11 protein-coding genes are annotated in these 13422 nt (G+C 45.6%); 9 read left to right on the top strand and 2 right to left on the bottom strand.

Features of this window, described 5'->3' with window-relative positions:
• Positions 1-58 precede the first annotated feature (58 nt).
• From L5M11_RS13805 to L5M11_RS13780, 6 genes are all read left to right on the top strand, one after another.
• Positions 59-709 carry an alpha/beta hydrolase gene (locus L5M11_RS13805; RefSeq protein WP_263192492.1) on the top strand — a complete coding sequence of 217 codons (651 nt, stop codon included), beginning with the start codon at positions 59-61 and terminating at the stop codon, positions 707-709.
• Positions 710-778: 69 nt separating this feature from the next.
• A complete protein-coding gene (locus L5M11_RS13800) occupies positions 779-952 on the top strand; it encodes a YezD family protein (RefSeq protein ID WP_011790691.1) in 174 nt (57 codons plus the stop codon).
• Positions 953-1040: 88 nt separating this feature from the next.
• Positions 1041-2054: a sulfate ABC transporter substrate-binding protein gene (locus tag L5M11_RS13795; protein ID WP_263162503.1), complete on the top strand. Its 1014-nt coding sequence runs from the start codon at positions 1041-1043 to the stop codon at positions 2052-2054.
• Positions 2055-2122: 68 nt separating this feature from the next.
• A complete protein-coding gene (cysT, locus tag L5M11_RS13790; RefSeq protein WP_263141424.1) occupies positions 2123-2947 on the top strand; it encodes a sulfate ABC transporter permease subunit CysT in 825 nt (274 codons plus the stop codon).
• Positions 2948-2951: 4 nt separating this feature from the next.
• The gene (gene cysW, locus L5M11_RS13785; protein ID WP_198572436.1) at positions 2952-3803 is read left to right on the top strand and encodes a sulfate ABC transporter permease subunit CysW; all 852 of its coding nucleotides are present in this window, start codon (positions 2952-2954) and stop codon (positions 3801-3803) included.
• A 27-nt stretch (positions 3804-3830) separates the two neighbouring features.
• Entirely contained in the window at positions 3831-4895 is a 1065-nt protein-coding gene (locus L5M11_RS13780; RefSeq protein WP_263192490.1) for a sulfate/molybdate ABC transporter ATP-binding protein, read from the top strand.
• Positions 4896-4919: 24 nt separating this feature from the next.
• Here the strand turns inward: L5M11_RS13780 and L5M11_RS13775 are convergent, their stop codons facing one another.
• Positions 4920-5396 carry a cytoplasmic protein gene (locus L5M11_RS13775; protein WP_263192489.1) on the bottom strand — a complete coding sequence of 159 codons (477 nt, stop codon included), beginning with the start codon at positions 5394-5396 and terminating at the stop codon, positions 4920-4922.
• Between the two features lie 97 nt (positions 5397-5493).
• Positions 5494-9141 carry an EAL domain-containing protein gene (locus L5M11_RS13770; protein ID WP_263192488.1) on the bottom strand — a complete coding sequence of 1216 codons (3648 nt, stop codon included), beginning with the start codon at positions 9139-9141 and terminating at the stop codon, positions 5494-5496.
• Positions 9142-9756: 615 nt separating this feature from the next.
• On the opposite strand from L5M11_RS13770, the gene L5M11_RS13765 reads away from it, so the two are divergent.
• From L5M11_RS13765 to cyoB, 3 genes are all read left to right on the top strand, one after another.
• Positions 9757-10146 carry a hypothetical protein gene (locus tag L5M11_RS13765; protein WP_168826289.1) on the top strand — a complete coding sequence of 130 codons (390 nt, stop codon included), beginning with the start codon at positions 9757-9759 and terminating at the stop codon, positions 10144-10146.
• 189 nt (positions 10147-10335) lie between these two features.
• Entirely contained in the window at positions 10336-11439 is a 1104-nt protein-coding gene (gene cyoA, locus L5M11_RS13760; protein WP_263192485.1) for a ubiquinol oxidase subunit II, read from the top strand.
• A gap of 2 nt (positions 11440-11441) precedes the next feature.
• The gene (gene cyoB, locus L5M11_RS13755; protein ID WP_173248333.1) at positions 11442-13421 is read left to right on the top strand and encodes a cytochrome o ubiquinol oxidase subunit I; all 1980 of its coding nucleotides are present in this window, start codon (positions 11442-11444) and stop codon (positions 13419-13421) included.
• Position 13422: the final 1 nt, after the last annotated feature.

Here is a 13422-nt window from a genome sequence, read left to right as displayed (position 1 = left end):
AGGCTTCATCCGGTCGTCATTTGGCTCTCTTATAAACTCACATCTTGGAGGATGAAATATGGCAACCTTATTAATTGTGCCAGGGTTTGGTGGTAGCGGCCCTTTACATTGGCAAAGTTGGATTGCACAAAAATATGAATCAGCTATATGGGTCAATGACTTACCACTATTGGAGCCTAAGATTCATATCTGGGCCAATGCCATTTACCGCGCAATCGATCAAATCGAAGGTGAAATCCTCATCCTCGCCCACAGTTTTGGCTGTTTAGCGACAAGCCTTGCCATCGCTCATCATCCACAGCGGGTAGCAGCAGCTATTTTAGTCGCGCCAGCATCACCAGCACGATTTTCTGAGAATGGACACATTCTGCCTGAACACGATGGCAATCAAACGATCAAACACTTGTTGCCAAAACATCCCTTAGGTGTCGCAGGGCTTGTCATTGCCAGTGAAAACGATCCTTGGATGCCCTTTAATCAAGCTGCAAAACTGGCAAAAAAATTGGGATTCCCAACAATCAACTTAGGGTTAAGTGGCCACATTAATGTCGATTCCGGACATGGACAGTGGCCCCTCATTGATGTGCTTATTGGTAATCTTATCTATCAAATAGAAAGTGCAACTCAGAGCCAGTCTAACGATCTCGTAAACTCAAACACACAAAAGACACACTTATTACATAAAAGAATATCAAATCGCAAAATGTAACTTTTTAGTTATCAATATTTGATTATAATTCCAATTACGTTGTCAAAAACCACTTACATGAGGACTGATATGGCAACCAAAGAAGATCTACAAACCGTGATCCCCTTGCTCGTCAATAGTTTAGAAAAACTACTGGGTAGAATTGAGTTTGGGACAGTGGAATTAACCTTTCACCATGGGAAATTAGTGCAATTAGAAAAGAAAGAAAAAATTCGTTTAGACCAAGTTACGCCGTCGAAATAAAACGAAATTTACCACCCAATCAACACAGTTAGACCACATCGCTGACCGGTCAACCGGAAGCCTTATTAAATAATATGAGGATTTCGGTATGAATATTTTATCTCACCTACAAAAAGCAACACTCACCTTAGTTTTGGCCTCGGCTAGTTTTCTCGCACTCGCTGAAGATACGCTATTGAATGTTTCCTATGATCCAACCCGTGAATTCTATCGGGAATATAACCAACTCTTTAGCCAATATTGGCAAAAACAGGGCCATAAAGCCCCAACCATACGTCAATCTCATGGTGGTTCAGGCTCGCAAGCTCGCTCAGTTATTGATGGATTAGAAGCGGATGTTGTCACTCTGGCACTGGCCTATGACGTTGATGCATTAAGGCAAAAAGCGGATTTAATTCCTGAAAATTGGCAAAGTCGCCTGCCACACAATAGCTCGCCCTATACCTCGACCATAGTGCTATTGGTTCGCAAGGGAAATCCCAAAAATATCCATGACTGGAATGACTTAGTTCGAGAAGGTGTAGAGGTCATTACCCCAAATCCTAAGACTTCAGGCGGGGCGCGCTGGAACTATCTCGCCGCTTGGGGTTATGCACTGAAGCAATACGGCTCAGAAGAAAAAGCGTTAGAGTTTGTCACTCAGATTTATAAAAACGTACCTGTGCTGGACTCTGGCGCCCGTGGCGCAACCAATACCTTTGTACAGCGTAAAATTGGCGATGTGTTCATCGCTTGGGAAAATGAAGCCATATTATCTGTTGAGCAGTTAGGAAAAGGTGAATTTGAAATCATTGTTCCAAGTGTCAGTATTCTTGCCGAGCCACCAGTGACAGTGGTAGATAAAAATGTCGATCGCAAAGGGACACGTAAGTTAGCAGAAGCTTACCTAGCACATCTCTATACTGATGAAGCACAACACCTAGCAGCAAAACACTTTTATCGCCCGACAAACCCAGACGTTGCGTTGCAATACAAAGATAAATTTCCACAACTGACGCTCTTTACCATTGATGAAGTTTTTGGTGGCTGGAACAAAGCACAAAAAACGCATTTTAATGATGGTGGTCAATTCGATTCTATTTTAACCAAGATTAGCAAGTAATCTTTTACGCGGTTTCACTCATACGAAACCGCCCATTGGTTTCACTTATCTCGCGACGGAATAATGATATGAGCAAGGTTGTCATAAAATCTGTGCTACCTGGATTTGGTATTACCTTAGGCTTCTCAGTTTTATATTTAAGTTTGCTATTTCTTATTCCTGTAGCCGGATTAGTTCTGTTTACGCTGCAAATGAGTTGGGCTGACTTTTGGGTCGCAATTAGTCATCCTCAGGTTGTAGCCTCATACAAGCTGTCATTTACGGCGTCTTTTATTGGCGCCAGCATTAATGCCATTTTTGGGACTCTCGTCGCTTGGGTGTTAGTACGTTATCAATTTTTTGGTAAAAAAGTCGTCGATGCTTTAGTCGATCTGCCTTTTGCCTTACCGACGGCTGTCGCAGGTATCGCGCTCGTAACGCTTTATTCGACTACCGGGTGGGTAGGTCAATATTTACACTTATGGGGCATTAAAGTCGCCTACAGTCAAATTGGTGTTGTAATCGCCTTAACTTACATTGGATTGCCCTTTGTCGTACGAACAGTGCAACCGGTTTTGGCTGACTTTTCAAAGGAACTTGAAGAAGCCTCAGCATCCCTCGGTGCTAATCGATTAACCACCATAAGAAGAGTAATCCTACCTGCGATATTACCTGCATTATTAACGGGTTATGCCTTAGCCTTTGCACGTGCAGTGGGCGAATATGGTTCCGTCATTTTTATCTCGGGCAATTTGCCCTATCGCACCGAAATTACTCCGCTACTGATAGTGTCCAAAGCTGAGCAATATGACTATAACGGCGCAGCGGCTATCGGCGTGGTCATGCTCGCAGCAGCTTTCCTCTTATTGTTATTAATTAATAGCCTACAGTGGTGGGCGAGTAAAAGAGGTTAAGTCTATGGGTCAAATATCGACTGTAAATCATCACGCTACCACTGAGGCACCTTGGATAAAGTGGAGTTTAATCGGGATCGCATTAAGCTTTCTCGCACTGTTTCTGGTTTTGCCATTAGCGGTTGTGCTCTACGGCGCCTTCGAAGCGGGTCTCAAGGTCTGGTGGCAAGCCGTGACCGATCCCGATGCGCTCGCTTCCATTCGCCTCACCTTGTTAGTGTTAATTATTGTTGTACCCACTAATGCTATTTTTGGTGTCGCCATCGCTTGGGCCATTGCTAAATTTGAGTTTAGAGGCAAAACCATACTGATCTCGATAATCGATATGCCCTTCGCCATTTCACCCGTAGTGGTCGGGCTGATTTTTGTGATCCTCTTCGGTGCCCAAGGCTGGTTTGGGCCTTGGCTTGCTGCCCATGATTTAAAAGTGATTTTTGCCGTTCCGGGCATAGTCATTGTCATCATGTTCGGCACTTTACCCTTTATTGCCCGTGAACTCATCCCACTGATGCAACAACAGGGCAAAGATGAAGAAGAGGCCTCACTCACCCTAGGTGCCAGTGGTTTAAAGACCTTTTGGTACGTCACACTGCCTAACATTAAGTGGGGCTTACTCTACGGCGTGATCCTGTGTAATGCCCGCGCTATGGGCGAGTTTGGGGCAGTAGCAGTAGTCTCAGGGCGCATTCGAGGTGAGACCAATACTATGCCGCTACACATAGAAGTGCTTTATAACGAATACATGTTTACGGCCGCGTTTGCCGTGTCATCCCTACTCACAGGTTTAGCACTGGTCACTATCGTGCTGAAAAGCCTTGTGGAGTGGAAAGATGAGCGCAAACATCAAATTAACTAAACGCAAAGTCCTTAGGAACAGAGCATTATGAGCATACACATTCAACAAGTTAATAAGCGTTTTAGTGATTTTGTTGCCGTGGACTCGGTCAATTTAGAGATCAAAACCGGAGAGTTGACGGCCCTTTTAGGTCCATCCGGCTCAGGCAAAACAACTTTACTCAGGATTATTGCCGGACTCGAACAGGCCGACAGTGGCATAGTCAGATTTAATGGCGAAGACATCACCACACAGCATGTGAGTGAACGCGGTGTCGGTTTTGTATTCCAACATTACGCCCTGTTTAAACATATGACTGTATTCGAAAATGTCGCCTATGGACTCACAGTCAGACCACGAAAGACACGTCCGACTAAGGCAGAAATTGCCGATAAGGTGCATTCATTACTCAAACTCGTCCAATTAGATTGGACTGCTAATCGCTATCCATCACAACTTTCAGGCGGTCAAAGGCAACGCATCGCACTCGCCCGCGCGCTTGCGGTCGAACCTAAGGTTCTACTGTTAGACGAACCCTTTGGCGCGCTCGATGCAAAAGTCCGCGCAGAATTACGCCGCTGGTTAAGACGCTTACACGATGAGATTAATGTCACTACCGTATTTGTGACCCATGATCAGGAAGAAGCACTCGAAGTCGCAGACAAAATCGTAGTGATGAATCAAGGGCGTATCGAGCAGCAAGGTACGCCAGAAGAAGTCTATGATAATCCAAGCAATCCTTTTGTGTACGAGTTTCTTGGCAATGTGAACCTATTTCATGCCCGGGTAAAACAAGGGAATAGCACTATAGGCAATATCCACATACCCTCACCTGAACACACAATTAGCGAAGAGCAACAAGGCTTGGCCTATGTTCGCCCACACGAAATCGAGGTACTGACACAACCAACTGAAAATGCCCTTAAAGTCAGTTTAGACTTAGTGACCATAGTTGGCCCAGCAGTGAGATTAGAAGTCCTAACTGAGCTAGATAACCAACTGATCCATGTTGAATCATCTAAAGTGCAATTTAAACAGCTTGGCATAAACAAAGGTGATAGCGCTTGGATCCAGCCGCGCTATACCAAAGTCTTTTTAGGGGAAGGTATTTAGCCACTCACCGCCCTAATCAATAGATTAGAACTTCAAGGTCAAGGACTGACCTTCTCCCATTCCCTGCCACTCAACACTCAAATCCATAATCTCATTGAGAATATGATCAAAATCTGTTTGGTTAACAGTAGGAACGGCCAAGTCTCGACTGCTACAGGCTTGCTCTAACAGATAAATAAAGCCGTCATAGGTTGGCGTTTCACCCGACCACAGTAACGACTGCAGGGTCTCAACTATGGATTCAGCTTGCCACACCTCCGTTTTATCAGCGATGGCGCGGGAGGTTTCATTATGCTCTAAGGTAAAGCTGATATCGGCGCCAGCTCTGATCTGCGAGAAGAAAGCGCCTTGAATATGCAGGCGTTTTTCAACCACATAGTGGATCATATCGTGAGGTGCTATACCTTGTTCTGGCATTTGGGTTTGGGTCGCACTACCGTCCATGCGCACACAGCGCAACTGGCCATAACGCTGAGTACCTTTAGTGAAGATGACTTGCATAAAACCATCCTTAGTATTTTGATTAACGCATGCATAATGCGAACTCAAGTATAGTCCAACTCTGCGCCAGCATTAGAAAAACAACAACACTCTGCCGTTATAAATTACGCTGGATAAAGCGGAAACACTCTTCTGCCGCTAAGGGTTTACTAAAGTAAAACCCTTGCACTAAGTCGCACCCCATGCTCGACAATAATACCAATTGCGCCTCGTTTTCAACCCCTTCAGCGACCACAGTTAACCCCAATTCATGGGACATAGAAATAGTTGCAGCGCTAATGGCTGCATCGTTCGAGTCGGTCTCAATATCCTTCACAAAGGATCGGTCGAGCTTTAACCTGTCTAAGGGCAAGAGTTTCAAATAGGATAAAGAGGAATATCCTGTACCAAAATCATCGATAGCGAGCTCGATACCATGTTGACGCAATTCCGCTAATAGGCGCGCATTCTGCTCAGGATATTGCATCGCCACACTCTCGGTAATCTCCAGCTCCAGTGCGCCTTTGCCCAACTTATGCTTCACCAGCACATTGGTAATATCGGCGACTATCGTATCCTTACGGAGTTGATGTGCTGACAGATTCACTGCCATTCGCAACTCAGTGGCACCCGCTGCGCGCCAGACAGCAAGTTGCGCCATCGCCGTTTCTAATACCCATTGGCCAATTGGGATGATCATGTCGATCTCTTCGGCAATGGGAATAAAGCGGTCAGGCGCTATCATGCCAAATTCGGGATGCTGCCAGCGCACAAGCGCTTCGACACTGACCACTTGCCCGCTTCTAATATCAATTTGTGGCTGATAATGCAGTCGTAATTCGTCGTTTGCTAACACTTGCCTCAGGCCAGTTTCAATATGCTGGCGCTCAGTGATCAAAGTGTTCATTGCCGCAGTAAAGAATTGATAGTTATTGCGTCCAGCCGCTTTTGCGCGGTACATGGCCATATCGGCATTTTTCATCAAGGCTTCAACACTGTCACCATCATTGGGAAATAAACTGATCCCTATACTTGGCGATGAATGTAATGCTTGATTATTAATCACATAGGTTTGACTCAAACCACTGCGCAGCGCCTCGGCTAAACTGGCCACTTCATCATGGTTTGTATCAGACAAGGCAACCACAAACTCATCGCCCCCCAAACGCGCCACAGTATCATTATCACCAACGATGTATTTCAAACGGCGGGCCACCTCTAGCAGTAGTTGATCGCCCACATGATGGCCCAAGGTATCGTTGATATTTTTAAAGTGGTCCATGTCGATAAACATTACCGCTATTTGGCTGTGGGATACCAGAGCATCCTTAAACACCACTTCGAGGCGCGACTGCAAGCTCAGTCGATTAGGCAATAAGGTCAAAGAGTCATGATGGGCAAGGAAATGAATGCGTTCCTCACTGACTTTACGCTCACTGATATCGGTAAAGCTGCCAATATAGTGACTCACGGCACCAGAATCATCCCGCACCACAGACATCATCAACCATTTCGGGAAATCGTAGCCTTGTTTATGCCTATCCCAGACTTCACCTTGCCAGAAACCCGTTTGCTCGAGGGCAGCACGGACTTGAGAATCGATACTTTTGTCCGTTCGTTCAGCCTCTATAAAACGGCAGTTTTTACCAATAATGTCCTCTCTGGAATAACCCGTGATCTGAGAAAATGCGCTATTCACATCCACAATGATATCGTTGGCATCCATAATCGTGATGCCTTCACCACTCTGCTGAAATACTTGCGCCAAGAGATTTACCCGCGCAACGGTACGCTCCTGCTCGGTAATATCTTCGACGATAAACAAAATTAGCTGTTCACCATTAGCACCAGTAACTAAAGCCCCGTTGAGGCGCACCGCCACTAATTGGCCATTTTTATGTAAATAATGCTTCTGATAGGGGCCGTAACGGCGCGTCTGCTTTAAGCGCTCTAATTGCTCAGTTTCACTTAATTGATAACGCTTTGGCGTGAGATCCCAAGGGTCGAGCTGATTTAACTCATCGAGTGAGTAACCCGTCATGGCTTCGAATGCGGGGTTAATCGCCACAAACTGACCATCATCTAAACGTTTAAGCACATGCCCCACGGGCGCCTTATCAAATAGGTTTCGATATTTTTGTTCACTTTCAACCAAGGTAGCTTGAAAAGCCTGACGGCGGGCAATTTCCTTCGACAATGCCATGGTTTTTTCTGTCACTTTTTCGGCAATACGTTGGCGCTCGCCGGAGGAAACTAGTGTCATGCCGCCCACGACCGCACAAGTGATAAAAGCGAGCAGCAGCATTAGTAGCGATAAGCTAAAAGTATCGCCCATCAGCACCGCATAGGATTGATAAATCACTATATGCCAATGACGATCCGCTAACATCAGATTTGCCTGAAAATACTGCCCAGTTTTATCGCTGAAGAGCTTGCTGCTAAATTCAGGAAACGATTTTTGAGTATTGCTATAAAGTAAGGTACCGCCCGCACTCATATCTGTCAGTTGCCACTGCAACCCTTTTACACTATCAACATCATCAATAATGCCTTGCAAATCAATTACGGCTGAACAGAACCCTGAGATCTTACCCAATCTGTCAAAAGCAGGAGCTATGAGTAAGGTGCCACCAGGGCCATTGGGATCTTGTGCTAATTGAATCTTGGCTGTCATCACGGGTGCTAACGTCGCACGCACTTTTGCGATGGCAGCGGCTCGCGTCGGCTCACTATTGAGATCTAATCCCAATGCCGCTTCATTACCTATGAGTGGCTGAATATACATCACAGGGACTAGCCAACCATCAGTATTCGCCTGCCAGCCTTCGGGACGAGTCACTTTGTAGGAACCACCAACCACAGAACGAATGGATGCCTCAAAACTTTGCTGATCGGCTGCCGCCACAAGCGGTGACCAAGACCAAGCTCTAAAGCCATCCTTCATCAACATATTGCGTTTGCCAAACTGTACAAACTCATCCTCAGAAACCTGCTCGCTATTATCGAACAAGCTTGCTAAGGCAACAATTTGTTGAAGGTTCGCATCTTGAAAACTTTCAATATTGCTAATAATCGCATTAGATTGAACCAGAAACTTATCCTGTAACTGTTGGCGCTGATTCATATCTGAGTAGTAATAAATCCCCACACAAAATAAAAAACCCACCAGCAAAGGCACACCCGTCTGAATGCGGCGAGAACGCCAAATAACTCGCTTATCAAATAACAACATAGTCAGAGGGATAAAAATCACGGCACCGAGCAAATCCCCAGTCCACCAATTTATTAAACTACCCAGTAAATCGGACTGTGGAATCGTACCGTTAATCACTAAGGAGAAATTGCCAAAAACAGTCGCTACAGTACAAGTTAAAGCTAAACTCAAGCAGGATTTAATGACGGCGTTAGGATTATCTAGGGTGAATAAATGATCGACTCGCCCAAGAACATAGGCAGAAAGCACTGCCTGTATAGATGAACCAATTGAAATCGCAAAGGGCAACCACCCCCAATGGATATGTCCGCTGATGTTGAGATTAATCAACAAAGAACCAATGAACACGCCAATCCAAGGCGCATATTCCTTCCATAAAACACAAGCGGCAATAGCAATACCTGCGGCAGGCCAAATTGCAGCAGAATATCCAGGCGGCAAAGCAATCATCAAACCAATTTTACCTACAATTATGTAAGCTAAGGCGATGAAAATGTTTACCTTAAGGTATGGGGTAATTGACTTTATGTGTAGTCCTTCATGCTGACGCACTTCAAGAATTGAGAAGCATCATGCCCTACTCACAGGCTCAATCTCAAGCACATATCAGGGGCGAGATAAGTTCACAGTTTAATAATCGGTTTATCTAATGTAAATAGCGTAAATGACTGACACAATCACTCATTTAACGTGATGTTTTTATTTGGGATGCCGATCTCAAATGCACTTAATCACACAGCCAAACTTGGCGAGCCCAATCTTGCGACAAACAAGCTAACCCATCAAGACAACTATCGGCAACATTAGCCCCGCCATAGAAGTTAAGCTTAGTCTTTTTACGGGTAAAGCTAACATGTTTATAGGGGCTATAATCAACTCAATGACACCACAAGCAAATCAACTTTAGTCAAAATGAATAAATGAGAGGCTTCACAATTTTTTATTTTATGAGAACAAAATCAGTTTAAATACTGTTAATTTTGTAAAATTAACGATCGCATTTAGTTTTAATTAAGGTTTTTTTAATACTTAAGCCCTTTTACTACGGGGATCCGCTTTCATTCAATAGCCGCTTCTTGGTATCCTCCTGCCGCATAAAAAAGTTACATGCTGAATATTTTTTGTTCTGCCAACTGACTCCTTTTCCCGTTCAGCCGGACTCATTAATTGAAATTAGCTCTTAGCCAATTCATTGTTGAAAGATTGAACCTAACTATTCGGCTTTCAACCTTTAGCATGACAAACCTAACCCTGTTTTTCGGGTTATTGTTTGTGCTGCCTGTAGCTGACGTTTTATACGTATTAATCGGCGGTTGTGTTGATATTAGTGAACTCATCAGCCTCAGCAATGGCTTTTTGGTCGAGTTTATCGGCGCTAGTTTGCTCAGCCTGTTATTACTCAATCCCCTCGTTATTCTGCAGTTATGGCATTTAATCGACTGCTGCTTCAAATTTTTCAATCATCTCGATTTAACTAACGCTTCACTTTTTTTAGCACCCCCAAGGCTAAAATCCCTCGAACATACCGCCCACGGTTGTCGCGCTCCGCCATTTTAACCCTCTGTTTTTAAATTCAAATTAAGCATTAAGCGCTGAAAGCGGATCTTAGATTTGCCTCGGGATGGCGGCACATTATTGTGTCATGCCTCTTGGGTTTCAGGATTTGCGCTCAGATAACGCCGCTTAGTGCGACTGCCGGTTAACGCTTGGCAGAGTTGTAAACCTTAGGGTTAGAGGAATCTTCCTTTGTTAATTCGAAAATTAAGTAAAGCAGCAATCGCGGCACTAGCACTCATGCTCGCGGGTTGTGATGGCGGTGTATTGGACCCTAAGGGCCAAATCGGTATCGATGAAAAACACCTGATTATCGTCGCCACCCTACTCATGCTCATTGTCGTTATCCCTGTGATTGCCATGACATTGTACTTCGCGTGGAAATACCGCGATGGCCGTGATCAGGAAATCTATGCGCCTAAATGGGCACACTCAACGGCGATTGAAACCGTAGTGTGGATAGTACCGATTGTGATCGTGATAGTGCTAGGTGTGATCACTTGGGGTTCGACCCATGATCTTAATCCATACAAACCTTTAGATCACGAAGCTAAACCCGTCACGGTTGAAGTGGTGTCGCTGGACTGGAAATGGTTATTCATTTATCCAGAACAAGGCGTGGCATCGGTCAATGAGTTGGCGTTCCCAGCCAATGTGCCGGTGAACTTTAAGATCACCTCTGACACTGCGATGAACTCCTTCTTCATCCCTCAGTTAGGCAGCCAGATTTACTCTATGGCGGGCATGACCACTAAGTTACATTTGATCGCTAACGAGCCCGGCACCTTCGACGGTATCTCGGCTAACTACAGCGGCGCCGGATTTGCGGGCATGAAGTTTAAAGCGATTGCCACTCAGACACCTGCCGACTTCGAGGCATGGGTTGCCAAGTTAAAACAACAGGGCAAGACATTGAACTCAGCGGCCTATGCCACACTGGCTAAACCGAGTGAATACAATCCAGTTGAATACTTTGGCTCAGTAAGCAAAGGGATGTTTGACCAAATCGTGATGCAATACATGCACATGGACTCACATGAGGGCATGAAAGGTCACGAAGGAATGGACATGCACGCAGGCATGGAACACATGGGCACTGAGCACACATCTGACATGGCAGACATGAAAGGTATGCACGACATGGCACATATGGCAGGTGAGCACGCGATGGAAAATACACAGAACATGGCCGACATGGATAGCTCAGCACCTTCTGTACCGTCATTAACACAAGACTCATCCACAGAACCTTCATCATTAGAGCACTCATCCACTCACAAAGTGGAGGCGGAGTAATCATGTCATTTCTCGGTAAATTAAGCTTAGATGCGATTCCGTATCACGAGCCCATCATCATGGTGACCCTAGCGGTCGTCGCAGTGGTAGGTTTGTATATCGCTGCCTTGATCACTAAACACAAAAAATGGAGTGTACTCTGGAATAATTGGTTAACCTCAGTTGACCATAAACGCCTCGGTATCATGTACATAGTGTTGGCTTTGGTGATGCTCATTCGTGGCTTCTCCGATGCCATTATGATGCGTACCCAGCAAGCACTCGCCACCAACGGCGCCGCAGGTTATCTGCCGCCAGAACATTACGACCAGATCTTCACCGCCCACGGCGTGATCATGATTATCTTTATGGCGATGCCATTTATGATAGGTCTAATGAACTTAGTGGTGCCGCTGCAGATTGGCGCCCGCGACGTTGCCTTCCCCTTCTTGAATAACCTCAGTTTCTGGCTGACCGCCTCTGGCGCTGTGCTGATCAATATTTCATTGGGTTTAGGTGAATTTGCTAAAACAGGTTGGGTGGCGTATCCCCCCCTATCAGAACTGGCTTACAGTCCGGGGGTTGGAGTCGATTACTATATCTGGGCACTGCAAATTTCAGGCATAGGGACAACCTTAACCGGGGTGAACTTTATCGCCACCGTACTTAAGATGCGCGCCCCCGGCATGAAGCTGATGCAAATGCCAATCTTCACTTGGACTTGTACTTGGGCGAACATTTTGATCGTCGCGTCGTTCCCAATCTTAACCGCCGTGCTAGCCATGTTAACGCTCGACCGTTACATGGATTTCCACTTTTTCACCAATGACGGTGGCGGTAACGCCATGATGTATATCAACCTATTTTGGGCGTGGGGACATCCTGAAGTTTACATCCTGATTTTGCCTGCTTTTGGTATTTTCTCCGAGGTGATCTCAACCTTTACGGCTAAGCGTTTGTTCGGTTACACCTCTATGGTGTGGGCGAGCGGTGCGATTTCAATTTTAGGTTTCATCGTTTGGTTACACCACTTCTTCACTATGGGCTCAAGTGCCAACGTCAACGCCTTCTTCGGGGTGATGACTATGGTGATTGCGGTTCCAACCGGGGTGAAACTGTTTAACTGGTTGTTCACTATCTACCGTGGCCGCCTAAGGTTAACTGTACCTGTGTTGTGGACGCTAGGCTTTATGGTGACTTTCACCATAGGCGGTATGACAGGTGTGCTATTAGCCTTACCGGGAGCCGATTACGTTCTACATAACAGTTTGTTTTTAATCGCGCATTTCCATAACACTATTATTGGTGGTGCGGTATTTGGTTACTTAGCTGGCTTTGCTTACTGGTTCCCGAAAGCGACAGGTTTCCACTTGAATGAACGTTTAGGTAAAGCGTCATTCTGGTGCTGGCAAATCGGTTTCTACGTGGCCTTTATGCCGCTGTACGTATTAGGCTTTATGGGTATGACGCGCCGAATTAGTCATACGGATAACCCAGCATGGAACCTGTGGATCTACTTAGCCGCAGTGGGTGCTTGCATCATCATGGTCGGTATCATTCTGCAGTTTATCCAACTGTACGTAAGTATCCGTGACCGCGACCAAAACCGCGATACTACGGGCGATCCATGGAATGGCCATACTTTAGAGTGGTCAACCGCTTCTCCACCCCAGTTCTATAACTTCGCTAAGCTGCCACAGGTTGCTGATATCGATGCCTTTACCGATGCGAAAGAAAAAGGCTTGGCTTATCAAGGCCTCAAACACTATCAGCCAATCCATATGCCGAAAAATACCTCAAGCGGTATCTTAATGGCGCTGGGGATCACTGCCGCGGGTTTTGCCGCTATTTGGCACATTCTCTGGTTAGCCATTGTGGGCTTAGTGGGCGCGTTTATCGTGTTCTTATTCCGTGCCTATAACAATGACGTCGACTATTACGTGCAACCCGATGAAGTGGCTCGCATTGAAAATGCCCACTTAAACAATGTAGTAAGGGGCTGAT

The organism is Shewanella sp. SM87, from assembly GCF_025653705.1.
Classification (GTDB): domain Bacteria; phylum Pseudomonadota; class Gammaproteobacteria; order Enterobacterales; family Shewanellaceae; genus Shewanella; species Shewanella oncorhynchi.
The sequence above is the reverse complement of the archived record's forward strand: the minus strand, read 5'-3'. Positions and strand labels throughout refer to the sequence as shown.